Origin of the sequence: Ramlibacter aurantiacus, from assembly GCF_016722895.1 — a bacterium.
Classification (GTDB): domain Bacteria; phylum Pseudomonadota; class Gammaproteobacteria; order Burkholderiales; family Burkholderiaceae_C; genus Ramlibacter; species Ramlibacter aurantiacus.
Genome location: NZ_JAEQNA010000001.1, coordinates 1,213,173 through 1,237,792, shown reverse-complemented (window position 1 = coordinate 1,237,792; position 24,620 = coordinate 1,213,173). Strand labels below are relative to the sequence as shown.

At 66.9% G+C, this 24,620-nt stretch carries 24 protein-coding genes and 1 tRNA gene; 20 read left to right on the top strand and 5 right to left on the bottom strand.

Going from position 1 to position 24,620, the window contains the following annotated elements:
- Window positions 1-3 precede the first annotated feature (3 nt).
- From JI739_RS05750 to JI739_RS05735, 4 genes are all read right to left on the bottom strand, one after another.
- Window positions 4-861 carry an ABC transporter ATP-binding protein gene (locus JI739_RS05750; RefSeq protein ID WP_201682845.1) on the bottom strand — a complete coding sequence of 286 codons (858 nt, stop codon included), beginning with the start codon at window positions 859-861 and terminating at the stop codon, window positions 4-6.
- Between the two features lie 11 nt (window positions 862-872).
- The gene (gene ntrB, locus JI739_RS05745; protein ID WP_201682844.1) at window positions 873-1,724 is read right to left on the bottom strand and encodes a nitrate ABC transporter permease; all 852 of its coding nucleotides are present in this window, start codon (window positions 1,722-1,724) and stop codon (window positions 873-875) included.
- A 30-nt stretch (window positions 1,725-1,754) separates the two neighbouring features.
- Entirely contained in the window at window positions 1,755-3,068 is a 1,314-nt protein-coding gene (locus JI739_RS05740; RefSeq protein WP_201682843.1) for a CmpA/NrtA family ABC transporter substrate-binding protein, read from the bottom strand.
- Window positions 3,069-3,293: 225 nt separating this feature from the next.
- Window positions 3,294-4,505: a nitrate- and nitrite sensing domain-containing protein gene (locus JI739_RS05735; protein WP_201682842.1), complete on the bottom strand. Its 1,212-nt coding sequence runs from the start codon at window positions 4,503-4,505 to the stop codon at window positions 3,294-3,296.
- A gap of 68 nt (window positions 4,506-4,573) precedes the next feature.
- Here JI739_RS05735 and tsaD point away from each other — a divergent pair, with 68 nt between their 5' ends.
- A complete protein-coding gene (gene tsaD, locus JI739_RS05730) occupies window positions 4,574-5,617 on the top strand; it encodes a tRNA (adenosine(37)-N6)-threonylcarbamoyltransferase complex transferase subunit TsaD (RefSeq protein WP_201682841.1) in 1,044 nt (347 codons plus the stop codon).
- A gap of 48 nt (window positions 5,618-5,665) precedes the next feature.
- Here the strand turns inward: tsaD and JI739_RS05725 are convergent, their stop codons facing one another.
- Window positions 5,666-6,052 carry an Hsp20/alpha crystallin family protein gene (locus JI739_RS05725; RefSeq protein ID WP_236589072.1) on the bottom strand — a complete coding sequence of 129 codons (387 nt, stop codon included), beginning with the start codon at window positions 6,050-6,052 and terminating at the stop codon, window positions 5,666-5,668.
- A 124-nt stretch (window positions 6,053-6,176) separates the two neighbouring features.
- On the opposite strand from JI739_RS05725, the gene JI739_RS05720 reads away from it, so the two are divergent.
- From JI739_RS05720 to nuoL, 19 genes are all read left to right on the top strand, one after another.
- Window positions 6,177-7,454, top strand: a complete 1,278-nt coding sequence (locus tag JI739_RS05720; protein ID WP_201682840.1) for a branched-chain amino acid ABC transporter substrate-binding protein — start codon at window positions 6,177-6,179, stop codon at window positions 7,452-7,454.
- A 201-nt stretch (window positions 7,455-7,655) separates the two neighbouring features.
- Window positions 7,656-7,919, top strand: a complete 264-nt coding sequence (gene rpsO, locus JI739_RS05715) for a 30S ribosomal protein S15 (protein ID WP_201682839.1) — start codon at window positions 7,656-7,658, stop codon at window positions 7,917-7,919.
- Window positions 7,920-8,101: 182 nt separating this feature from the next.
- Window positions 8,102-10,252, top strand: coding sequence for a polyribonucleotide nucleotidyltransferase (gene pnp / locus JI739_RS05710; RefSeq protein WP_201682838.1), 2,151 nt, complete (start codon window positions 8,102-8,104; stop codon window positions 10,250-10,252).
- Between the two features lie 57 nt (window positions 10,253-10,309).
- Window positions 10,310-11,296 carry an NAD(P)H-quinone oxidoreductase gene (locus tag JI739_RS05705; RefSeq protein WP_201682837.1) on the top strand — a complete coding sequence of 329 codons (987 nt, stop codon included), beginning with the start codon at window positions 10,310-10,312 and terminating at the stop codon, window positions 11,294-11,296.
- A gap of 13 nt (window positions 11,297-11,309) precedes the next feature.
- Window positions 11,310-12,059: a triose-phosphate isomerase gene (gene tpiA / locus JI739_RS05700; protein WP_201682836.1), complete on the top strand. Its 750-nt coding sequence runs from the start codon at window positions 11,310-11,312 to the stop codon at window positions 12,057-12,059.
- Between the two features lie 29 nt (window positions 12,060-12,088).
- Window positions 12,089-12,517, top strand: a complete 429-nt coding sequence (gene secG / locus JI739_RS05695) for a preprotein translocase subunit SecG (protein WP_201682835.1) — start codon at window positions 12,089-12,091, stop codon at window positions 12,515-12,517.
- 118 nt (window positions 12,518-12,635) lie between these two features.
- Window positions 12,636-12,720, top strand: a tRNA-Leu gene (locus JI739_RS05690).
- A gap of 55 nt (window positions 12,721-12,775) precedes the next feature.
- Entirely contained in the window at window positions 12,776-13,147 is a 372-nt protein-coding gene (locus JI739_RS05685; protein ID WP_201682834.1) for an NADH-quinone oxidoreductase subunit A, read from the top strand.
- 38 nt (window positions 13,148-13,185) lie between these two features.
- Window positions 13,186-13,665 (top strand): NuoB/complex I 20 kDa subunit family protein, encoded by a 480-nt coding sequence (locus tag JI739_RS05680; RefSeq protein ID WP_201682833.1) that lies wholly within the window; start codon window positions 13,186-13,188, stop codon window positions 13,663-13,665.
- A gap of 166 nt (window positions 13,666-13,831) precedes the next feature.
- The gene (locus JI739_RS05675) at window positions 13,832-14,446 is read left to right on the top strand and encodes an NADH-quinone oxidoreductase subunit C (protein ID WP_201682832.1); all 615 of its coding nucleotides are present in this window, start codon (window positions 13,832-13,834) and stop codon (window positions 14,444-14,446) included.
- Window positions 14,447-14,455: 9 nt separating this feature from the next.
- Window positions 14,456-15,709, top strand: a complete 1,254-nt coding sequence (locus JI739_RS05670; protein WP_201682831.1) for an NADH-quinone oxidoreductase subunit D — start codon at window positions 14,456-14,458, stop codon at window positions 15,707-15,709.
- Between the two features lie 135 nt (window positions 15,710-15,844).
- On the top strand, window positions 15,845-16,354 hold the full coding sequence (nuoE, locus tag JI739_RS05665; protein WP_236589071.1) for an NADH-quinone oxidoreductase subunit NuoE: 510 nt from the start codon (window positions 15,845-15,847) through the stop codon (window positions 16,352-16,354).
- A complete protein-coding gene (gene nuoF / locus JI739_RS05660) occupies window positions 16,351-17,718 on the top strand; it encodes an NADH-quinone oxidoreductase subunit NuoF (RefSeq protein ID WP_201682830.1) in 1,368 nt (455 codons plus the stop codon). Before nuoE ends, nuoF begins: the two co-directional genes overlap by 4 nt.
- Before the next feature lie 25 nt (window positions 17,719-17,743).
- Window positions 17,744-19,900, top strand: coding sequence for an NADH-quinone oxidoreductase subunit NuoG (gene nuoG / locus JI739_RS05655; RefSeq protein ID WP_201682829.1), 2,157 nt, complete (start codon window positions 17,744-17,746; stop codon window positions 19,898-19,900).
- Window positions 19,897-20,979, top strand: coding sequence for an NADH-quinone oxidoreductase subunit NuoH (gene nuoH / locus JI739_RS05650; protein ID WP_201682828.1), 1,083 nt, complete (start codon window positions 19,897-19,899; stop codon window positions 20,977-20,979). Before nuoG ends, nuoH begins: the two co-directional genes overlap by 4 nt.
- Window position 20,980: 1 nt before the next feature.
- Window positions 20,981-21,499, top strand: a complete 519-nt coding sequence (gene nuoI / locus JI739_RS05645; RefSeq protein ID WP_201682827.1) for an NADH-quinone oxidoreductase subunit NuoI — start codon at window positions 20,981-20,983, stop codon at window positions 21,497-21,499.
- A 33-nt stretch (window positions 21,500-21,532) separates the two neighbouring features.
- On the top strand, window positions 21,533-22,204 hold the full coding sequence (locus JI739_RS05640) for an NADH-quinone oxidoreductase subunit J (protein WP_201682826.1): 672 nt from the start codon (window positions 21,533-21,535) through the stop codon (window positions 22,202-22,204).
- Entirely contained in the window at window positions 22,201-22,509 is a 309-nt protein-coding gene (nuoK, locus tag JI739_RS05635; protein WP_201682825.1) for an NADH-quinone oxidoreductase subunit NuoK, read from the top strand. The genes JI739_RS05640 and nuoK overlap by 4 nt, the downstream gene beginning before the upstream one ends.
- 30 nt (window positions 22,510-22,539) lie before the next feature.
- Entirely contained in the window at window positions 22,540-24,615 is a 2,076-nt protein-coding gene (gene nuoL / locus JI739_RS05630; RefSeq protein WP_201682824.1) for an NADH-quinone oxidoreductase subunit L, read from the top strand.
- Window positions 24,616-24,620 lie beyond the last annotated feature (5 nt).

Genomic DNA, 24,620 nt, shown 5'->3' with positions numbered 1-24,620 from the left:
TCCTCAGGCCTGCGCGGCGGCTTGTTCGCGAGCCCGCGCGGCCATGGAGCGCACCGGCGCGATCGCCTCCACCTTGCGCTGCTTCTCGTACAGGAAGCTCAGGATCTCCTGGCGGCAGTGGTTGTAGGTGCGGTCCTCGGCCAGCTCGATGCGGCTGCGCGGGCGCGGCAGGTCGATGTCGAGGACCTGGCCGATGGTGGCGGCGGGACCGTTGGTCATCATCACCACCCGGTCGGACATCAGCACCGCCTCGTCCACGTCGTGGGTGATCATCACCACGGTGTTGCCCAGCTCGGCCTGGATCCGGATCACCTCGTCCTGCAGGTGCGCGCGGGTCAGCGCGTCGAGCGCGCCGAACGGCTCGTCGAGCAGCAGCACCTTGGGCTCCATGGAAAGGGCGCGGGCGATGCCCACGCGCTGCTTCATGCCGCCGGAAATCTGCGAAGGCAGGCGGTCCAGCGCGTGGCTCATGTTCACCATGGCGAGGTTGTGCAGCACCCAGTCGCGCCGCTCGGCCTTGCTGCGGCTGCGGCCGAAGATCTTGTCGACCGCGATCTCCACGTTCTGGCGCACGGTGAGCCAGGGCAGCAGCGAGTGGTTCTGGAACACCACCGCGCGGTCGGGCCCCGGGCCGGCGACCTCGCGATCGTCCAGCAGCACCACGCCGCTGGTCGCGGGCAGCAGGCCGGCGATGATGTTCAGCACGGTGGACTTGCCGCAACCCGAGTGGCCGATCAGCGAGATGTATTCGCCGCGTCGCACCTGCAGGTCGATGCCCTTGAGCACGGGGTTGGTGCCGCTGGAACCGGTGAACACCATGTCCACCTGCGACAGCGAGAGATAGGCCTTGTCGTTCTTCATGGTGTGCGTCCTCAGCTGGCGGCGGTGCCGCGGGTGATGCGATGGCCGACGAGGGCGACGATGCGGTCCAGCGCGAAGCCGACCAGGCCGACGTACACCAGGGCCAGGATGATGTCGCTGATGCGCGAGGAGTTCCACGCGTCCCAGATGAAGAAGCCGATGCCCACGCCGCCGATCAGCATCTCGGCGGCGATGATGGCCAGCCAGGACAGGCCGACGCCGATGCGCAGTCCCGAGAAGATGTAGGGCGCGGCGGCCGGCAGCATGACCTTCACGAAGTACTCGGCGCCATTGAGGCGGATGACGCGCGCGACGTTGCGGTAGTCCTCGGGGATGTTGCGGATGCCCACCGAGGTGTTGATGATGATCGGCCAGATCGAGGTGATGAAGATCACGAAGATCGCCGACGGATTGCCGTCGCGGAAGCCCGCCAGAGAAATCGGCAGCCAGGCCAGCGGCGGCACCGTGCGCAGCACCTGGAACAGCGGGTCCAGCCCGCGCAGCGCCCAGGTCGACTGCCCCACCAGCACCCCCAGGCTCACCCCGGCCAGCACCGCCAGCGTGTAGCCGTAGGCGACCCGCTGCAGGCTGGCCAGCAGCTGCCAGGCCAGGCCCACGTCGTTGCCGCCGTGGTCGTGGAAGGGATGGACGATCAGCTCCCAGGTGTCCTCGATCACCTTGAGCGGACCGGGCAGCGCGGCGCCGGGGCGCGAGCCGAGCACGTGCCACAGCAGGAGCAGGGCGCCGATGATGACCAGCGGGGGCAGCACGCGCTGGACGAAGAACTGCCCGAGTGAGCGCGCGAACGCATGCAGGGCACTGGGCCCGGGGGCCGGCAGTCGGATCGGTTCGGTGGTTGGCATGGTGCGGAGGCCGTGGAAGAGATCGTGGGGTCAGGCGTTCTTGAGGTGCTTGATGGCCAGGCTGTCGAGATAGGCCTTGGGGTTGGCCGGATCGAACACCTTGCCGTCGAAGAACTTCTCGACGCCGCGCGAGGTGGAGCTCGGGATGTCCTTGGCCGCCACGCCCAGCTCCTTGGCGGCGGCGCGCCAGATGTCCTCGCGATTCACCTTGGCGATCACCGCCTTGGTGTCGAGGTTGGGCGGCAGGTAGCCCCAGCGCATGTTCTCCACCAGGAACCACAGGTCGTGGCTCTGGAAGGGATAGCTCGCGAAGTCCTTCCAGTAGCGCATCTGGTGCGGGCTGTTGGCGACGACCCGGCCCGTGCCGTAGTCGAAGTCGCCCTTCATGCGGTCGACGATGTCGGCCAGCGGCGCGTTGATCCAGCGGCGGCGCGAGCAGATCTCGGCCACCTCGGCGCGGTTCTTCGGGTCCTCGCAGTACATCTGCGCCTCCATCACCGCCTTGAGCAGGGCCTTGGTGGCGTTGGGATTGGCCTGCACGTAGTCGCTGCGCATGGCGAAGGCCTTCTCCGGGTGGTTGGCCCAGATTTCGCCCGTGGTGTTGGCCGTGTAGCCGATCTTCTGGTGAATGAGCTGGTGGTTCCAGGGCTCGCAGACGCAGAAGGTGTCCATGCTGCCCACCTTCATGTTCGCCACCATCTGCGCCGGCGGCACCACGATGGTGTTGATGTCGCGGGTGGGGTCGATGCCGCCGGCGGCCAGCCAGTAGCGCATCCACATGTCGTGCGTGCCGCCGGGGAAGGTCATGGCGGCGTTCACCGGCTTGCCGGTCTTGGCGGCCTTGGCCTGCAGCGCCTTCTTGAACTCGCGCGTGTCCAGGCCGACTTTCAGGTCCATGTATTCGTTACCCACCGAAATGCACTGGCCCGCCAGGTTCAGGCGCGCCAGGATGGTCATGGGCACCGGCACGTTGTTGGCCGTGACCGCTCCCAGCGTGATCAGGTAGGGCATGGGCGTGAGGATGTGCGCGCCGTCGATGCCGTTGCTGCGCGAGCCCAGCACCAGGTTGTCGCGCGTGGTGCCCCAGGACGACTGCTTGAGCACCTCGACCTCGGTCATGCCGTGCTTCTTGAAGAAGCCCTTTTCGTCGGCGACGAACAGCGGCGCGGCATCGGTCAAGGCGATGAAACCCAGCTTGGCGGCGCGCGTTTCCAGCGCCGTGCCTTGGGCCGAGGCCTTCATCGGCCAGAGGCCGGCGCCGAGGGCGGCGGCGCCCAGGGCGGCCGAGCCGGTGAGGACGGTGCGACGGGACACCGCCGTCGAGGTGCTGCTGCGATGGGTCATGTGGACTCCTGGGTTGCGAGGTCGAGAAAAAGAAACGGCGTCCATCGCTCCGCGTGGCCTTGCGGTTGCCGCGGGTGGATGGACGCCGTTGTCCTGGAGGGCGCCGCCGTCAGCGCCCGATGCCTCGGATAACGCAGGATGCGTGCCAGGGTGATTCCAGGGGCTTGTGCGGAAAAGCGCCGGCGGCATGCACGGTTTTCGTGCGCCGCGATGAACCGGTACGGTTCAGCGTGCCCCGCCGGGGAGCACGTCGGCCAGCGCGAGCACCGACGCGGCGACATCGGCCAGGCGGCGGTTCTGGTTCATGGCGAGCTGGCGCAGCGAGCGGTAGGCCTGCTCCTCGCTCAGGCCCTGGTGCGACATGAGCAGGCCCTTGGCGCGTTCGACCAGCTTGCGCTCGCTCAGGCGGCCACGGACGGCTTCGAGTTCGTCGGCCATCTGCTGCAGGCGATGCGACTGCGCCTGCATCATCTCCAGCACCGCGCGATCCAGCGAACGCCCCGCGCCCGGGGCGGGCGTGGCCGGATCGACCGGCTGCGCCTGCGACAGCAGCCGGTCGAGGGCCTCGCGCTGGTCGGCCAGTTCGCCTCGAGCCTGGGCGATGCGCCGGCCGCACAGCCGGCGCAGGTGCAGCGTGAGCTGGTCCTCGGCCAGCTTGAGCGCGTCGATGCGCCGGGTGCAGGCCTCGTACCAGACATTGCTCAAGCGGCTGTCCCGCGCACCCGCCGGGCCCTCGCAGCCCAGGTGCCGCAAGCGTTCGAGTTCGGGCCACTCGTGCCGCACGCCTTCGGCCGCCGCGACATCGCCCAGTTCGGCGAGCACCTGCAGGTTGGCCTGCTGCGACTCGATCAGGTGGTGCCACAGTTGCTGGTCGGCCGCGGCGATGTGCCCGACGGCGAAGGCACGCGCGCCCAGGGCACGCTCCTGGCCAGCCAGCTCCTTGCCCTGCATCAGGTGCAGCAGGGCGATCAACGCCCGCGAGATCTCCGGATCGCCGGCGCTGTCGGCGGCCTCGAAGACCACGGCCAGCAAGGCGGCGATGAGCTTGCCGAAGAAGGCGGTGGCGTCGGCCGCCTCCACGGCATGCGCCTCGATGCGGGCGCGCCACTCGGGCAGCCCGTCGAGCGCGTGCAGCACCAAGGCCACCCGGTTGAACAGGCGCGAGCCGTTCTTGAGCGCGCCGGGATCGGTGCCCAGCTGCTCCAGGGTGTGCAGCACGTCCTGCTGCGCGCGATCACAGCACGCGACCTGCTCACGCCAGCTCTGGCCATAGCGGCCACCCGACCCCAGCAGGAGGTTGGTCATTCCGCGCTCACGCTGCAGCGCATGGATGAACCGGCCGATCACACCCACGCCTTCGCAAGCGCGCGCGAGCTGCTCGAGCTCGGCGATTTCGCAGCGGCGGGAGGCGAGGAGGAAGCTGGAGGCGGAGGTCACCCCGGCAGGCGTGCAACAACCGTGCCCGCCACCCCCTTGGGTGCGACCCACCGCCTACACTGCCCACCATGCTCGTCCTCGGTATCGAATCGTCCTGCGATGAAACCGGCGTGGCCCTGGTGGAGACCGGTGACTCGCCCGTGCCCCGCCTGCTGTCCCACGCCCTGCATAGCCAGATCGAGATGCACCAGGCCTATGGCGGCGTGGTGCCCGAACTGGCCAGCCGCGACCACATCCGGCGGGTGCTGCCGCTGACCGAACGCGTGTTGGCCGATGCCGGCCTGGCGGCGGCCGATGTCGATGTGGTGGCGTATACGCGTGGCCCCGGGCTGGCCGGGGCGCTGCTGGTGGGCGCCGGCATCGCATGCGCGATCGGCGCGGCGCTCGATGTGCCGGTGTGGGGCGTGCATCACCTCGAAGGGCACCTGCTGTCGCCCTTCCTCAGCGCCGACCCGCCCGAGTTTCCGTTCGTGGCGCTGCTGGTGTCGGGCGGCCATACGCAGCTGATGCGGGTCGATGGGGTCGGGCGCTACCAGCTGCTGGGCGAGACCATCGACGATGCCGCCGGCGAGGCCTTCGACAAGTCGGCCAAGCTGCTCGGCCTGGGTTATCCGGGCGGACCGGCGCTGGCGCGCCTGGCGCAATCGGGCGATCCGCAGGCCTTCAAATTGCCGCGGCCGCTGCTGCACAGCGGCGACCTCGACTTTTCATTCGCGGGGCTGAAGACGGCGGTGCTCACGCAGGCGCGCAAGCTGGGCACCGGCCTCGAAGAGCGCAAGCCGGACCTGGCAGCGTCGACCCAGGCGGCCATCGTCGAGGTGCTGGTGAAGAAGTCCTTGGCTGCGCTTAGGCAGACGGGGCTGCGCAGGATCGTGGTGGCCGGCGGCGTGGGGGCGAACCGGCTGCTGCGCGAACAACTCGACGCCGCCTGTGCGCGGCTGGGCGTGCGGGTGCACTACCCCGAGTTGTCGCTGTGCACCGACAACGGCGCCATGATCGCCATGGCCGCGGCGATGCGGTTGCAAGCGGGCGCGGGCGCGCCCGACAAGCGCTATGCCTTCGACGTCAAGCCGCGCTGGCCCCTGGAGGAACTCTCGTCGACGCAGGCATGAAAAAGGGCCCGCGCAGCGGGCCCTTGCCTGTTTCGTAGTCCGACTTTCTCAGCCGTTGATCTGGATCTGGCGAGCCTTGCTCTCGGGCTTGCGCTTGGCCAGGATCAAGGTCAGCACGCCGTTCTCCAGCTTGGCCTGCGTGGCGTCGGCATCGATCTCGAGCGGCAGCTCATAGGCGACCTTGTAGGCCCGCGCGGCTTCAGCACGGGTCTGGATGCGGAACACCGCGCCGTCGACGCTGATGGACAGGTCTTCACGCGACACGCCGGGCACGTCCAGCGTGACGGTCCAGGTGTTTTCATCTTCCTTGAGCTGCGGCGCGCGCGTGGCGGGCTGCACGAACATCTCGTCGATGAAGCGCTCGAAGTTGCGGTCGAAGGAACGCACGGGCATGCGGGCGCGGGAGCGGACAACGGGGGCGAAGAACAGGGACATGTGAACTCCTTTTGAAGCCAGGGCCATTGAAAACGATCAACTAAACTCGCGCGGCTTTCGGAATCGCACCACAGCCGCTTGACCACGATCTGTGATCCGGCGGCTGTCTTTTCAAGGGGGAACCATGAGCCAGCAACGTATTCGGCGCAGCATCTTGAAAGGCGCCGCGGCGTCGCTATTTATCCCGGCCTTCGGTCATGCGCAGGACCCGCAGGCGCCCATCCGGATCGCGATGGTCGAAGCCATGTCCGGGGCCTTCGCCAACACCGGCGAGTCGGTGCTGCGCAACCTGGTCTGGGCCGTCGAGCGCGTGAACCAGCGCGGCGGCGTGCGGCTGCCGCAGGGCCCGCGCAAGCTGCAGCTGGACCGTTATGACAGCAAGGGCCAGACCGACGAAGCCTTGTCGGCCCTGCGTGCCGCGATCGACGACGGCGCCCGCATCATCGTGCAGGGCAACTCCTCGGCGGTGGCCGCGGCGCTGATCGATGCCATCGACAAGCACAACGCGCGCGATCCGCAGCGGCGCGTGATCTTCCTCAATTACTCGGCGGTCGATCCCATCCTCACCAACGAGCGCTGCAGCTTCTGGCACTTCCGCTTCGACGCGCATGCCGACATGCGCATGGCGGCGTTGATGCAGGTGCTGTCGGGTGACCGTGATGTCCACAGCGTGTACCTGTTCGGACAGGACTACAGCTTCGGGCAAGCGGTCTTGCGCGAGGCGCGCAGGCAGCTGGGTGCGCAGCGGCCCGACGTGCGCATCGTCGGCGACGAGCTGCACCCGCTGGGGCGGGTGAAGGACTTCGCGCCCTATGCCGCCAAGATCAAGGCCAGCGGGGCCCAGGCAGTGATCACCGGCAACTGGGGCAACGATCTCACCCTGCTGGTGAAGGCGGCGCGCGACGCCGGCTACGACGGCAAGTTCTATACCTTCTACGGCAATGCACTGGGTGCGCCTGCCGCCATCGGCGAGGCGGGCATCGGCCGCGTGATCGCGGTGGCCGACTGGCTGCCCAACCTGCCCACGCGCGAGAGCGAGGCTTTCTATCGATCGTTCCGTGAGCGATTCCCTCGCCCGCAGGACGACTACGTGCACATGCGCATGCAACTGGTGATCGAGGCGCTGGCCCAGGCGCTGGAGAAAGCCGGCTCCACCGATGCGGTGGCGGTGGCCCGGCAGCTGGAGAGCGTGCGCGTGGCTTTCGCGAGCCAGCAGGGCCACATGCGTGCGGCCGACCACCAGTTCCAGCAGCCGCTGGTGGTGGGCGTGATGGAGCGCCAGGGCACACCCGGGGTGAAGTTCGACGTGGAAGGCTCGGGCTACGGCTTTCGCGTCATCCGCACGCTGTCCCCGGCCGAGGCCGAGATGCCGACCAGCTGCAAGATGATCCGGCCGGGGTGAAGATGGCCGCCGCGGCCGAGCACCGAAGAGCCCGGCAGCCCGGTTTGCCCGCACCCATCGCGGTGCCATGAGGCCGCCGCAGGTCGCCCGATATAATCCCGGGGCTTTGCTGCCCCCAGTGGGCGCAAAGATGCACCTCCGGTGCGCACGCCGGGGCTTCTTCCAGCCCCAGGCGCAAGTCCCAACTCATCAAGGAAACACATGACCGCCCTGAACAAGGCCGAAGTCGTCAAGACCCACGCCCGCGCTGCCAACGACACCGGCAGCCCCGAAGTCCAAGTCGCCCTGCTGACGGCCCGTATCAACGAGCTGACCCCGCACTTCAAGACCCATGCCAAGGATCACCACGGCCGCCGTGGCCTGCTTCGCATGGTCAACCGCCGCAAGAGCCTGCTGGCCTATCTCAAGGCCAAGGATGCTGATCGCTACACCGCCCTGATCGGCAAGCTCGGCCTGCGCAAGTAAGCCAAGAACCCACGAGACGCGCCTGAGTTAGTTTGACGCTAGCTCAGGCGCGTTTTTCTTCCGGAGCCGGCCAGTCGAATACGCGCTGTGTCATTCCTTAGGGGCTGGGCCTGCCCCTAGTTCCTAAGGAATGGCATCGTGTTCGCCTCCCGCCACTCCTCAACCCGAGAGAGAGCAAGCACATGAGCATCTTCAACAAAGCCACCAAGACCTTCCAATGGGGACAGCACCGCGTCACCCTGGAAACCGGCGAAATCGCCCGCCAGGCCACCGGCGCCGTGCTGGTGGACATCGAGGGCACCGTGGTCCTGGCCACCGTGGTCGCGTCCAAGAGCGCCAAGCCCGGTCAGGACTTCTTTCCCCTCACCGTCGACTACATCGAGAAGACCTATGCGGCCGGCAAGATCCCCGGCAGCTTCTTCAAGCGTGAAGCCAAGCCCAGCGAGCTGGAGACCCTGACCTCGCGCCTGATCGACCGTCCGATCCGCCCGCTGTTCCCTGAAGGCTTCTTCAACGAAGTGCACGTGGTCATCCACACGCTGTCGCTCAACCCCGAGGTCGACGCCGACATCGCGGCCATGATCGGCACCAGCGCCGCGCTGGCGGTTTCGGGCATTCCCTTCGCCGGTCCGATCGGCGCGGCCCGCGTGGGCTACATCCATGGCGAGTACGTGCTCAACCCTGGCCAGACGCAGCGCAAGGACTCGCTGCTCGACCTGGTGGTCGCGGGCACCGAAGCCGCCGTGCTGATGGTCGAGTCCGAGGCGCAACAGCTGCCCGAAGAGGTGATGCTGGGTGCGGTGGTGTTCGGCCACGACCAAGGCAAGGTGGCCATCGACGCCATCCACGAACTGGTGCGCGAAGCCGGCAAGCCGGCCTGGGACTGGCAGCCGCCGGCCAAGGACGAGCCGCTCATCGCGAAGGTCAACGCATTGGCCGAGGCCCGCCTGCGCGCCGCCTACCAGATTCGCAGCAAGCAGGCCCGCACGCAGGCGCTGCGCGAGGCCAATGCCGCCGTGCTCGACTCGCTCAAGGCCGAGGGCGTCGACTTCGACGCCGTGAAGATCGACGAGCTGCTGTTCAACATCGAAGCCGGCATCGTGCGTAGCCAGATCCTGGCTGGCGAGCCGCGCATCGATGGCCGCGACACCCGCACCGTGCGCCCGATCGAGATCCGCAACGGCGTGCTGCCGCGCACCCACGGCTCGGCCCTCTTCACCCGCGGCGAGACGCAGGCGCTGGTCGTGACCACGCTGGGCACCGAGCGCGACGCGCAGCGCATCGACGCGCTGGCCGGCGAGTTCGAAGACCGCTTCATGTTCCACTACAACATGCCTCCCTTCGCCACCGGCGAAGTCGGTCGCATGGGCTCGACCAAGCGCCGCGAGATCGGCCACGGCCGCCTGGCCAAGCGCGCCCTGGTGGCATGCCTGCCGACCAAGGAAGAATTCCCCTACACCATCCGCGTGGTGTCGGAGATCACCGAGTCCAACGGCTCGTCGTCCATGGCTTCGGTGTGCGGCGGCTGCCTGTCCATGATGGACGCGGGCGTGCCCATGAAGGCGCATGTCGCGGGCATCGCCATGGGCCTGATCAAGGAAGGCAACCGCTTCGCGGTGCTGACCGACATCCTGGGCGACGAGGACCACCTGGGCGACATGGACTTCAAGGTGGCCGGTACCACCAACGGCATCACCGCCCTGCAGATGGACATCAAGATCCAGGGCATCACCAAGGAAATCATGCAGGTCGCGCTGGCCCAGGCCAAGGAGGCGCGCATGCACATCCTGGGCAAGATGCAGGAAGCCATGGGTGAGGCCAAGACCGAGGTCAGCAACTTCGCGCCGCGCCTGTACACGATGAAGATCAACCCGGAGAAGATCCGCGACGTGATCGGCAAGGGCGGCGCCGTCATCCGCGCGCTGACCGAGGAGACCGGCACCCAGATCGACATCGCCGAAGACGGCACCATCACCATCGCCTCCACCGAGGCGGCCAAGGCCGAAGAGGCCAAGAAGCGCATCGAGCAGCTCACCGCCGTGATCGAGACCGGCAAGATCTACGAAGGCCCCATCACCAAGCTGCTCGACTTCGGAGCCCTGGTGAACCTGCTGCCTGGCAAGGACGGCCTGCTGCACATCAGCCAGATCGCCCACGAGCGCGTCGAGAAGGTGAGCGACTACCTGAGCGAAGGCCAGATGGTGCGCGTGAAGGTGCTCGAAACCGACGAGAAGGGGCGCGTGAAGCTGTCCATGAAGGCGCTGATCGAGCGGCCGGCGCGCGAAGGCTACGGGCAATCGCCTGCCCCGGCGTCCGAGCCGCAGGACCTCTGAACCACACTTCGCTTGGAAGGCCCGGCGGTGCCGGGCGAATCCGGCGCGCGAGAGACCATGAAAGTCGTTGAAATCAGCCAGTTCGGCGAGCCGCAGGTGCTGCGTCTCGCCGAGCGCCCCGATCCCGTCCCCGGAACCGGCGAGGTCCTGATTCGCGTGGGCGCCAGTGGGGTCAACCGCCCCGACGTGCTCCAGCGCAAGGGTCAGTACCCGGCGCCGCCCGGCGCGTCCGATCTTCCGGGGCTCGAGGTCGCCGGCGTCATCGTCGATGGCGATGCCCGGGCCATGGCCGCGGCCGGGCTAAAGCCGGGCGATCGTGTGTGCGCCCTGGTCGCCGGTGGCGGTTACGCGCAGCTGTGCGTGGCTCCGGTGGGCCAGTGCCTGCCGGTCCCGGCGGGCCTGTCCGACACCGAAGCCGCTTCGTTGCCCGAAACCTTCTTCACCGTCTGGAGCAATGTCTTCGACCGCGGCCGCCTGGCGGCCGGTGAGTCGCTGCTGGTGCAGGGCGGCACGAGCGGCATCGGGGTGACGGCCATCCAGATGGCCAAGGCGCGTGGCGCCACGGTGCTGGCCACCGCGGGCAGCGACGAGAAGTGCCAGGCCTGCCTGGCGCTGGGCGCGGACCACGCGATCAACTACCGCACGCAGGACTTCGGGGAGGAGGCCAGGCGCCTCACGCAGGGTGCCGGTGTGGACGTCATCCTCGACATGGTGGCCGGCAGCTATGTGGCTCGCGAAGTCGAGTGCCTGGCCGAGGACGGGCGGCTGGTGATCATCGCGGTGCAGGGCGGCACGCGGGCCGAGTTCAATGCCGGCCTGGTGTTGCGTCGCCGGCTCCACCTCACGGGCTCGACCCTTCGGCCGAGGCCGGTGGCGTTCAAGTCGGCCATCGCCGCCTCACTGCGCACCGAAGTCTGGCCGCTGATCGAGTCGGGCCGCATCCGGCCGGTGATCCACCGCACCTTCGAGGCGGCGCAGGCGGCCCAGGCCCATGAGTTGATGGAATCGAACCAGCACATCGGCAAGATCGTGCTGACCTGGTGAACAAGCGAGAGACATGAAGCAGAAACTGATCGCCGGCAACTGGAAGATGAACGGCAGCATCGAGGCCAATGACGCGTTGGTGCGTGCGGTGGTCGCGGGCTTGGCCGAAAGCCGATGCCTCGCGGCCGTGTGCGTGCCTGCGCCTTACCTGGCGCAGGTGCAGGTGCTGCGCCACGGCAGCCGGCTCGAGCTGGGGGCGCAGGACTTGTCCGCCCACGAGCAGGGCGCCTACACCGGCGAGGTGTCGGCCGCCATGCTCAAGGAGTTCGGCGTGCGCTACGTGATCGTCGGCCACTCGGAACGACGCCAGTACCACGGCGAAACCGACGACCTGGTGGCGGAGAAGGCCCGGATCGCGCTTGCCCATGGCATCACGCCCATCGTCTGCCTGGGCGAGACGATGGCCGAGCGCGAGGCGGGCCAGACCGAAGCCGTGGTCAAGCGCCAGCTGGCGGCCGTCATTCACACCAACGGCCACTGCATCAGCGAGATCGCGGTCGCGTACGAGCCCGTGTGGGCGATCGGCACGGGCAAGACCGCCACACCCGAGCAAGCCCAGCAGGTGCATGCCGTGCTGCGGGCTCAACTGCATGCGGCCACCCCTCAAAGCGACCGTGTCCACATCCTCTACGGTGGGAGCATGAATGCGGCCAACGCGCGGTCGCTGCTGTCCCAGCCGGACATCGACGGCGGCCTCATCGGCGGCGCGTCGCTCAAGTCCGCCGATTTCCTGCAGATCATCAGCGCGGCCAGCGCCGCCTGAGCCTTGCGCAGAACCCGGAGTCTTTTTCCATGAACTTCTTTTTCACCGCCATCCTCACGCTCCAGCTGCTGAGCGCGCTGGCCATGATCGGCCTCATCCTCGTGCAGCACGGCAAGGGCGCCGACATGGGCGCCGCCTTCGGCAGCGGGGGCTCGGGCAGCCTGTTCGGTGCGACCGGCAGCGCGAACTTCCTGTCGCGCACCACGGCCGTCCTGGCGACCGTGTTTTTCCTGTGCACGCTGGGCCTGGCCTACTTTGGTGGCGCACGGCCGGCCGACTCGGGAAGCGTGCTCGAGCGGCGCGCGGTGCAGCAGCAGCCGGTGCAGCCGGCGCCGGCAGTGCCGCCCACGGGCGCCAACCAGATCCCGGGCAATACCACCCCGTCGCAGCCGCCGGCCGCCCCCACGGGCGTGCCGTCTCCGGCGCCGACCGGCGCGGGCCAGATCCCGACCCGCTGAGTTCATTTATTTCTGGTGCCTGCCCTCGGGAGGCACTCCGGTTTCAGGGTAAACTCTGAGGCTGCCCGGTAAGGCTAGTATCCAACAGCACCTCAAGCTGACCGGGCAGTTCAAAACTGCCGTCGTGGTGAAATTGGTAGACACGCTATCTTGAGGGGGTAGTGGCGAAAGCTGTGCGAGTTCGAGTCTCGCCGACGGCACCATCAAAAAGAGTCACTGGTCAGGCCCAGTGGCTCGAAGCGGTGATCCAGGCCCAAGATGAACCTCGAACAATACCTTCCCATCCTTTTGTTCATCCTGGTGGGTATTGGGGTTGGGGTCGTGCCGCAAGTGCTCGGCCACGTCTTTGCCCGGGGCGCCGGGTTCCACAAGCCTGATCCTGCCAAGAATGCCGCCTACGAGTGCGGCTTCGATGCCTTCGAGGACGCGCGCATGAAGTTCGACGTGCGTTACTACCTCGTTGCCATCCTGTTCATCCTGTTCGACCTGGAAATCGCGTTCCTGTTTCCGTGGGCCGTGGCGCTCACCGACATCGGGCCGACGGGCTTCTGGGCCATGATGGTTTTCCTTCTCATCCTGGTCGTGGGCTTCGTCTACGAGTGGAAGAAGGGCGCCCTCGACTGGGAATAAGAGCCGGCCCCCGCGGCTGGCCTGAAAGACATCTCTCCATGGCAGACCAAGGCATTTCCGAAAAAGGATTCGTGACCACCACGGTGGACACGGTCGTCAACTGGGCCAAGACCGGCTCGCTGTGGCCGATGACCTTCGGCCTGGCGTGCTGCGCGGTCGAGATGATGCATGCGGGCGCCGCCCGCTACGACATCGACCGTTTCGGCATGTTGTTCCGTCCCAGCCCGCGCCAGTCCGACCTGATGATCGTGGCCGGCACGCTGTGCAACAAGATGGCTCCGGCGCTGCGCCGCGTATACGACCAGATGCCCGAGCCGCGCTGGGTGCTCTCCATGGGCAGTTGTGCCAATGGCGGCGGCTACTACCACTACAGCTACTCGGTCGTGCGCGGTTGCGATCGCATCGTTCCGGTAGATGTCTATGTGCCGGGCTGTCCGCCCACGGCCGAGGCCTTGCTGTACGGAATCATCCAGCTGCAGCAGAAGATCCGCCGCACACAGACGATTGCCAGAGCATGACGGCCCCCCCCCGAAGCGGCCTCCGGCCGCGTCCCCCCCAGGGGGGCGCAACCAGCGGCCGGGCCAAGCCCGTTCCGCGGTTGCCGCTTGAGGGGGCAGCGCCTGCGGCGGCTGCCTGCGTGCTCGGCGGCCATGTTCCTCGTCGATTTCGTCCCGGATCCATCGTATGACTCCCAACACTTCGTTTGCTGTGGACCCCGTGGCCTTGCGCGGCTCGGTGACCGACGCGCTGGGGCCGCTGGCCAGGCGTGTCGAGCTGGCGCTGGGCGAGGTGACGGTCACTGTCGCGGCGGCCGACTACCTGCAGGCCGCGCGCACGCTGCGTGACGCGCCGGGTTGCCAGTTCGAGCAGCTGATCGACCTGTGCGGCGTCGACTACTCCGACTACCGCATCGGGGGCTGGGACGGCCCACGCTATGCGGTGGTCGTGCACCTGCTGTCCATCAGCCTGAACCAGCGCGTTCGCCTCAAGGTCTTCGCGCCGGACGACGACCTGCCGGTCGTCGATTCGGTGAATGGCCTGTGGAGTGCCGCCAACTGGTTCGAGCGCGAGGCCTTCGACCTGTTCGGCATCGTGTTCGAGGGGCACGACGACCTGCGCCGCATCCTCACCGATTACGGCTTCATCGGCCATCCGTTCCGCAAGGACTTCCCCGTCTCCGGCGAAGTCGAGATGCGCTACGACCCCGAGCGCCAGCGCGTGATCTACCAGCCGGTGACCATCGAGCCGCGCGAGATCACTCCCCGCGTGATCCGCGAGGACCACTACGGCAAGCTCTGATTGGCGTCCATGGCAGAAATCAAGAACTACACCCTGAACTTCGGTCCGCAGCACCCGGCGGCGCACGGCGTGCTGCGCCTGGTGCTCGAGCTCGATGGCGAGGTGATCCAGCGCGCCGATCCGCACATCGGGCTGCTGCACCGCGCCACCGAGAAGCTGGCCGAGACCAAGACCTACATCCAGTCGCTGCCCTACATGGACCGGCTGGATTACGTCTCGATGATGTGCAACGAGCACGCCTACTGCCTGGCCATCGAGAAGTTGCTGGGCCTCGAGGTGCCGGTGCGCGCCCAGTACATCCGCGTCATGTTCGCCGAGATCACGCGCCTGATGAACCACCTGCTGTGGCTCGGCGCGCACGGCCTGGACATCGGCGCGATGAACATGCTGATCTACTGCTTCCGCGAGCGGGAAGACCTGTTCGACATGTACGAGGCGGTGTCGGGTGCGCGCATGCACGCGGCCTATTTCCGCCCGGGCGGTGTCTATCGCGACCTGCCCGACAGCATGCCGCAGTACAAGGTGAGCAAGATCAAGAACGAGCGGGCCATCCGGCAGCTCAATGAGAACCGCCAAGGCTCGCTGCTCGATTTCATTGACGACTTCGTGCGCCGCTTCCCCGGCTACGTCGACGAGTACGAGACCCTGCTGACCGACAACCGCATCTGGAAGCAGCGCACCGTGGGCATCGGCGTGGTCGAGGCCGACCGGGCCATCAACCTGGGCTTCACGGGCCCCATGCTGCGCGGCAGCGGCGTGGCCTGGGACCTGCGCAAGCAGCAGCCCTACGAGGTCTACGATCGCATGGACTTCGACATCCCGGTCGGCAAGACCGGGGACTGCTACGACCGCTACCTGGTGCGGGTGCAGGAGATGCGCGAGTCCAACCGCATCATCAAGCAGTGCGTGGACTGGCTGCGCGCCAACCCCGGCCCGGTGATCACCGACAACCACAAGGTGGCCCCACCCGATCGCGAGTCGATGAAGGCCAACATGGAGGAGTTGATCCACCACTTCAAGCTGTTCACCGAGGGCTTTCGCGTGCCCGAGGGCGAAGCTTATGCGGCGGTGGAGCACCCCAAGGGCGAGTTCGGCATCTACATCGTCAGCGATGGCGCCAACAAGCCCTACCGCCTGAAGATCCGCGCGCCCGGCTTCCCGCACCTGGCGTCCATGGACGAGATGTCGCGCGGCCACATGATCGCCGACGCGGTTGCCGTCATCGGGACGATGGACATCGTCTTCGGTGAAATTGATCGATGACCCCCCCGAAGCGCCTTCGGCGCCTCCCCCCGAGGGGGGCGCAACCAGCGGCCCGGCAATGCCGGTTCCGCGGTTGCCGCTGGATGGGCCTGCCGCTGAGCGGTGGCCTCGCGCAGCCCTCTTTGGAGAACGTAATTGGCTGACGAGTCATTTTTCATTTCCGAGGCTACCCGTGCCCGCTTCGATCGGGAGGTGGCCAAGTACCCGCCCGAGCAGAAGCAATCGGCCGTGATGGCCTGCCTGGCCATCGTGCAGCAGGAGCAGGGCCACGTGTCGCCCGAGGCCGAGAAGGCCATCGCGGCCTATCTGAACCTGCCGGCGATCGCGGTGCACGAGGTCACCACCTTCTACAACATGTACAACCAGGCTCCGGTCGGCCGCTACAAGTTCAACGTGTGCACCAACCTGCCGTGCCAGCTGCGAGGCGGCGGGCATGCGTTGCACCACCTGGAGCAGCGCCTGGGCGTGCCCATGGGCGGCACCACGGGCGATGGGCTGTTCACGCTGCAGCAGTCCGAGTGCCTGGGCGCCTGCGCCGACGCGCCGGTGATGCTGGTCAACGACCGCACCATGTGCAGCTTCATGAGCGACGACAAGCTCGACCAGCTCGTCGAAGGCCTGAAACAGGCGGAGCAAGCCCGATGAACGCGCAACACGTGCTGGCGCAATTCCAGGCGACCGGGGTGCAGACCTGCTTCCATGGCCGCCACATCGAGCCGCAGATCTACGCCGGCCTGGACGGCACCAACTGGCGACTGCGCGACTATGAAGCGCGCGATGGGTACAAGGCGCTGCGCAAGATCCTCGGCGAGGGGCTGACGCAGGACCAGGTGATCGCCACCGTGAAGGAATCGGCCTTGCGCGGCCGGGGTGGCGCGGGCTTTCCCACCGGCCTCAAGTGGAGCTTCATGCCCCGGCAGTTCCCCGGGCAGAAGTACCTGGTGTGCAACTCCGACGAGGGCGAGCCCGGCACCTGCAAGGACCGGGACATCCTGCACTACAACCCGCACATCGTCATCGAGGGCATGATCATCGCGGCTTACGCGATGGGCATCTCGGTCGGGTACAACTACATCCACGGCGAGATCTTCCAGACCTACGACCGCTTCGAAGAGGCGCTCGAGGAGGCCAGGGCCGCCGGGTACCTGGGCCACCAGATCCTGGGTTCGAACTTCAGCTTCCAGCTGCACGCTCACCACGGCTTCGGCGCCTACATCTGCGGCGAAGAAACGGCGCTGCTCGAATCGCTGGAAGGCAAGAAGGGCCAGCCTCGCTTCAAGCCGCCGTTCCCGGCGAGCTTCGGCCTGTACGGCAAGCCCACCACCATCAACAACACCGAAACGTTCGCGGCGGTGCCCTGGATCATCCGCCACGGCGGCCAGGCCTACCTCGAGTGCGGAAAGCCGAACAACGGCGGCACGAAGATCTTCTCGGTCTCGGGTGACGTCGAGCTGCCGGGCAACTACGAGGTGCCGCTGGGCACCCCCTTCTCCAAGCTGCTCGAGTTGTGCGGCGGCGTGCGCGGCGGGCGCAGGCTCAAGGCGGTGATTCCGGGCGGGTCCTCCGCGCCGGTGCTGCCGGCCGACCTCATGATGCAGTGCACGATGGACTACGACTCCATCGCCAAGGCCGGCTCCATGCTCGGCTCGGGCGCCGTGATCGTGATGGACGAGACCCGCGACATGGTCGAGAGCCTGCTGCGTCTGTCCTACTTCTACATGCACGAATCCTGTGGCCAGTGCACGCCCTGCCGCGAAGGCACAGGCTGGCTCTGGCGCGTGATCGACCGCATCCAGAACGGCCACGGCAAGCCGTCCGACATCGACCTGCTCAACTCGGTGGCCGACAACATCCAGGGCCGCACCATCTGCGCCCTCGGGGATGCCGCGGCGATGCCGGTGCGGGCCATGATCAAGCACTTCAGGCACGAGTTCGAGGCCAAGATCGCGCGCCCGAACCTGCCGACCTCCGATGGACGAGTCCCCGTGCCCGCAGGCGCGCGTGGCTGAGAAGCTGACCGGAAGCACAGCACACATGGTTGAAATCGAACTCGACGGAAAGAAGGTGCAGGTCGCCGAAGGCAGCATGGTCATGCATGCGGCCGAGAAGGCGGACACCTACATCCCCCATTTCTGCTACCACAAGAAGCTCAGCATCGCGGCCAACTGCCGCATGTGCCTGGTCGACGTGGAGAAGGCGCCCAAGCCCATGCCGGCCTGCGCCACGCCGGTGACCAACGGCATGATCGTGCGCACCCGCAGCGACAAGGCCGTGAAGGCCCAGCAGTCGGTGATGGAGTTCCTGCTGATCAACCATCCGCTGGACTGCCCCATCTGCGACCAGGGCGGCGAATGCCAGCTGCAGGACCTGGCCGTCGGCTACGGCGCCGCCAGCTCGCGCTACGAGGAAGAAAAGCGCGTCGTGCTGCACAAGGACGTGGGCCCGCTCATCTCCATGGAGGAAATGAGCCGCTGCATCCACTGCACCCGCTGCGTGCGCTTCGGCCAGGAGGTGGCCGGCGTCATGGAGCTGGGCATGATCCACCGTGGCGAACATTCGGAGATCACCACCGTGCTGGGTGACACGGTCGATTCCGAGGTCTCCGGCAACATGATCGACCTGTGCCCGGTCGGTGCCCTGACCAGCAAGCCGTTCCGCTACAGCGCCCGCAACTGGGAGCTGTCGCGGCGCAAGAGCGTGAGCCCGCACGATTCCACCGGTGCCAACCTGATCGTGCAGGTCAAGAACCAGAAAGTCATGCGCGTGCTGCCGCTCGAGAACGAGTCGGTCAACGAGTGCTGGCTGGCCGATCGCGACCGCTTCTCCTACGAGGCCCTCGATTCCGGTGAGCGGCTCACCGCGCCCATGCTCAAGCAGGGTGGCGCCTGGAAAACGGTGGACTGGCAGACCGCGCTCGAATACGTGGCCAACGGCCTCAAGCAGATCAAGGCCGACCACGGCGCCGAGCGCATCGGTGCCCTGGTGAGCCCGCACAGCACCGTCGAGGAGCTGTTCCTCGCCCGGCAACTGGTGCAGGGCCTGGGCAGCGACAACATCGACCATCGCCTGCGCCACGCGCAATTCACGGCCGGCGAGGGCGTGCGCTGGCTGGGCATGCGCATCGCCGACCTGTCCAACCTGCAGCGCGTGCTGGTGGTGGGCTCCAACCTGCGCAAGGACCACCCGCTGTTCTCGCTGCGCATCCGCGCCGCCACCCGCCGGGGTGCGCAGGTCAGCGTGCTGCATGACGAGGACCACGACTGGGCCATGGTGCTGCAGTCCAAGGCCGTCGTGCCGGCTGCCCAGTGGGCCCGGGCGTTGGCTGGCGTGGCGCGTGCCGTCGCCGACCAGAAGGGCGTGCAGGCTCCGGCGTCCGTGGGTGACGCCAACTCCGACGTGCAGGGCGAGACCTGGGCGGCGATGGCGCGCTCCCTGCTGTCGGGCGAGCGCAAGGCCATCCTCCTGGGTAACGCCGCCGCGCACCATGCGCGTGCCTCGTCGCTGCTGGCCCTGGCCAACTGGATTGGCGAGCAGACGGGCGCCGCCGTCGGCTACCTGACCGAGGCCGCCAACACCGTCGGCGCCCAGCTGGTCGGCGCGATGCCGCGAGCCGGTGGGCTGAACGCCTCGCAGATGCTGAATGAAGGTGCGCTCAAGGCGGCCCTCCTGCTCAACACCGAGCCCGCGTACGACGCCGCCGGTGGCACCCGCGCCGCCGCGGCCCTGGGCAAGGCCGAGATGGTGGTCACGCTCAGTCCCTTCCGGTGCAACCTCGACATCAGCGACGTGCTGCTGCCGATCTCGCCCTTCAGCGAAACCCCGGGCACCTTCGTCAACGCCGAAGGGCGGGTGCAAAGCTTCCACGCGGTGGCCAAGCCCCTGGGCGAAACGCGCCCGGGCTGGAAGGTGCTGCGCGTGCTGGGCAACATGCTGGGCCTGCCGGGCTTCGACTACGAGTCGGCGCAGGACGTGCTGGTCGCCGCCCGCGGGGCGCAGCACGTGGCCGAAGGCTTCGTGCAGGGCGAACTGCTGGACAACCGGACGACCGCGCCGATCGACCTGTCCGAGCTGGCCGGCCGCCCGGCGCGCGCCTCGATCTACCAACTCGACAGCATCGTGCGCCGCGCCCCGTCGCTGCAGCTCACGGCCGACGCCCGCATGGCACGCGCCACCGAGGGAGAGCCGGCATGATCGACGCCTTCTACGGCTACGGACAAGGCCTGATTGGCGCGCCGTGGTGGAGCACCATGGGCTGGCCCGTGGTCTGGACCCTGATCAAGATCGTGGCGGTGGTGCTGCCCCTGATGGGCGCCGTGGCCTACCTCACCTTGTGGGAACGCAAGGCGATCGGCTTCACCCAGATCCGCCTGGGCCCCAACCGCATCGGGCCGCTCGGCCTGCTGCAGCCCATCGCCGACGCGGTCAAGCTCCTGACCAAGGAAATCATCATCCCCACGGCGGCGAACCGGGGTTTGTTCCTGCTGGGTCCGATCATGACCATCATGCCGGCGCTGGCGGCCTGGGCGGTCATCCCGTTCGGCCCTGAACAGGCGCTGGCCAACATCAATGCCGGGCTGCTGTTCCTGCTGGCCATCACCTCGCTCGAGGTGTACGGCGTGATCATCGCGGGCTGGGCCTCGAACTCCAAGTACGCCTTCCTGGGTGCGCTGCGCGCGTCGGCCCAGATGGTGAGCTACGAGATCGCCATGGGCTTCTGCATGGTGGTCGTGCTGATGGTGTCCGGCACGCTCAACATGACCGGCATCGTGCTGGGCCAGGATCGTGGCTATTTCGCGGGCATGGGCCTGAACTTCCTGTCCTGGAACTGGTTGCCGCTGCTGCCGATCTTCGTGGTGTATTTCATCTCCGGCCTGGCCGAGACCAACCGCCACCCCTTCGACGTGGTCGAGGGCGAATCGGAGATCGTGGCCGGCCACATGATCGAGTACTCGGGCATGAGCTTCGCCATGTTCTTCCTGGCCGAGTACGCCAACATGTGGCTGGTCTCCATCCTGGCCGTGGTGCTGTTCCTGGGCGGCTGGTTGCCCCCGATCGACGCGCCCGTGCTCAATGCCATTCCCGGCTGGATCTGGCTGGGCATCAAGACCTTCATGGTGGTGACCATGTTCCTGTGGGTGCGTTCCACGTTCCCGCGCTACCGCTACGACCAGATCATGCGCCTGGGCTGGAAGATCTTCATTCCGGTGACGCTGGTCTGGCTGGTGGTGGTCGGAATCTGGATGCAGACCCCCTACAACATCTGGAAGTGACATGTCGACTCAGACGATCGAAAAGAAGTCGGCGTTCTCGGTAAAGGACTTCCTCTCCAGCTTCATGCTGGTGGAGTTGTTCAAAGGCATGGCGATCACCGGCAAGTACGCCTTCAGCCGCAAGATCACCGTGCAGTTCCCCGAGGAGAAGACGCCGCTCAGCCCGCGTTTCCGCGGGCTGCATGCGCTGCGCCGCTACGACAACGGCGAGGAACGCTGCATCGCCTGCAAGCTGTGCGAGGCCGTGTGCCCGGCCCTGGCGATCACCATCGAGTCGGACCAGCGCGCCGACGGCACCCGCCGCACCACGCGCTACGACATCGACCTGACCAAGTGCATCTTCTGCGGCTTCTGTGAAGAGAGCTGCCCGGTCGATTCCATCGTCGAGACGCACATCCTCGAGTACCACGGGGAAAAGCGCGGCGACCTGTACTTCACCAAGGAGATGCTGCTGGCCGTGGGCGACCGCTACGAGAAAGACATCGCCGCAGCGAAGGCCGCGGACGCCAAGTACCGCTGAGAAGCTTCCGAGCCTCCGACCAAGCAGAACGACATGGACCTCAAGACCGGTTTCTTCTATCTCTTCTCCGCGGTGCTGCTGTTCGCCGCGTTCCGGGTGATCACCGCCCGCAACCCGGTCTACGCCGCGCTGTACCTGGTGCTCGCGTTCTCCCAGGCCGCCGCCGTCTGGCTGCTGCTGCGTGCCGAGTTCCTGGCGATCACCCTGGTGCTGGTGTACGTGGGGGCGGTGATGGTGCTGTTCCTGTTCGTGGTGATGATGCTGGACATCGACGTCAACCGGCTTCGCAGCAACTTCTGGAAGCACTTTCCGCTGGCCGGCTTCATCGGCGTGTTGATCGCGCTGGAGATGGCCGCGGTGCTGATGGGAGGCTTCAGGGTCGGCGAGGAAACCCGACTCGCCGCTGGTGCCGCGGCGGCCGCCGACCCCGACTATTCGAACACCCGTGAGCTGGGCAAGCTGCTCTACGCCGACTACCTGTACCCGCTGCAGGTGGCCGCCGCGATCCTGCTCGTCGCCATGATCGCGGCCATCGCGCTGACGCTGCGGCAACGCAAGGACACCCGACGCTTCGATCCCTCGGAGGCGGTGCGCGTGAAGGCCGGCGACCGCCTGCGCATCGTCAAGATGCCGCCCACCACCGCGGCGCCCGCGCCCGCTCCCGCGGCTGCTGTCGAACCCGGCAAGGGAGGTGCCCAGGCATGAGCGTCACACTCGGTCATTACCTGTCGCTGGGCGGCATCCTGTTCGCGCTGTCGGTCGTGGGCATCTTCATGAACCGGCGCAACCTGATCGTGCTGCTCATGGCCATCGAGCTCATGTTGCTGGCCGTGAACATGAACTTCGTCGCCTTCTCCCACTACCTGGGCGACATGCACGGCCAGGTCTTCGTGTTCTTCATCCTCACGGTGGCGGCGGCCGAGTCGGCCATCGGCCTGGCCATCCTGGTGCTGCTGTTCCGCAACAAGTCGAACATCAACGTCGAAGAACTGAACGCGCTCAAGGGCTGAGAAGCCGAGCCGAGCAACAACAAGAACCCCATGAGTCAGACCCTCTCTGCATCGACCCTGCTCGCCATACCGCTGGCCCCGCTGGCGGGCTCGCTGTTGGCCGGCATCTTCGGCACCACCTTCGGCGGCGGCTGGCTGGGCCGCCGGGGTGCGCACACGCTCACCATCCTGGGCGTGCTCGTGTCCTTCGTGCTGTCGGCCATGACGCTGTGGAGCGTGGCCATGGACGGCGCGCGCTTCAACGACACCATCTACACCTGGATGACGATCGGCGAGCTGCGCATGGAGGTCGGCTTCCTGGTGGATGGGCTCACGGCCATGATGATGTGCGTGGTGACCTTCGTGTCGCTGATGGTGCACATCTACACCATCGGCTACATGGCCGAGGACGAGGGCTACAACCGCTTCTTCGCCTACATCTCGCTCTTCACCTTCTCCATGCTGATGCTGGTGATGAGCAACAACTTCCTGCAGCTGTTCTTCGGCTGGGAGGCGGTGGGCCTGGTCTCCTACCTGCTGATCGGCTTCTGGTTCAACAAGCCCACCGCGATCTTCGCCAACATGAAGGCCTTCCTGGTCAACCGGGTGGGCGACTTCGGGTTCATCCTGGGCATCGGCCTCATCGTCGCCTACGCCGGCACGCTCGACTACGCCGAGACCTTCGCCCGCGTGCCCGAGCTGGCCAGCCAGGGCTTCCCCGGCACCGACTGGATGCTGATCACGGTGATCTGCATCTGCCTCTTCATCGGTGCCATGGGCAAGAGCGCGCAATTCCCGCTGCATGTGTGGCTGCCCGATTCCATGGAAGGCCCCACGCCCATCTCGGCGCTGATCCACGCAGCCACCATGGTGACGGCCGGCATCTTCATGGTGGCGCGCATGTCGCCGCTGTTCGAGCAGAGCGACACGGCGCTGTCGTTCGTGCTGGTGATCGGCGCGATCACGGCCTTGTTCATGGGCTTCCTCGGCATCATCCAGAACGACATCAAGCGCGTGGTCGCCTACTCCACGCTGTCGCAGCTGGGGTACATGACCGTGGCGCTGGGCGTGTCGGCCTACTCGGTCGCGGTGTTCCACCTGATGACGCATGCCTTCTTCAAGGCGCTGCTGTTCCTGGGGGCCGGCTCGGTGATCATCGGCATGCACCACAACCAGGACATCCGCTACATGGGCGGGCTGCGCAAGTACATGCCCATCACCTGGCTGACCTCGCTGGTGGGCTCGCTCGCGCTGATCGGCACGCCGTTCTTCTCGGGCTTCTACTCCAAGGACTCGATCATCGAGGCCGCTCACCTGAGCAACCTGTGGGGTGCGCAGTTCGCCTACTTCGCGGTGATGGCCGGCGTGTTCGTCACGGCGTTCTATTCGTTCCGCATGTACTTCCTGGTCTTCCACGGCAAGGAGCGCTACGACCAGAACCCCGACGCCCACCATGCGCACTTCTCCGATGAAGAGCCCGATGTCTCCGCGCATGGCGACCCGGTTCACCACGACGACCATGGCCACGACAAGCCGCATGAATCGCCCGGCGTGGTGACGCTGCCACTGGTGATGCTGGCCATTCCGTCGGTCGTGATCGGCTTCCTGACCATGGGGCCGATGCTGTTCGGCGACTTCCTCAAGGACGCCATCGCGGTCGATGCTGCCCGCCATCCGGCGATGGCGCGCCTGGCGGAGATCTGGCACGGCCCGGTAGCCATGGCGCTGCACGGCTTCCAGACGCCGGTGTTCTGGCTGGCCGCGGCCGGCGTGGCGCTGGCGGGGTACATGTACCTGGTCAACCCGGCGCTGCCGGCGGCGATCAAGGCCCGGTCCGGGCTGGTCTACAAGCTCCTGGACAACAAGTACTACATGGACTGGATCAACGAGCAGATCATCGCCCGTGCCGCGCGCGGATTGGGCATCGCACTGTGGAAGGGCGGGGACCAGGCCATCATCGATGGCGCGGCCGTCAACGGCAGTGCCCGCGTGGTCGGCATGTTCGCCGCTGTGGCACGCCGGCTGCAGACCGGCTTTCTGTATCACTACGCGCTGGCCATGATCGTGGGGCTGTTCGTGCTCCTGACCTGGTTCGTCGAGCCCTGGTCGATGTGGCTGGGCCGATAGGAGAA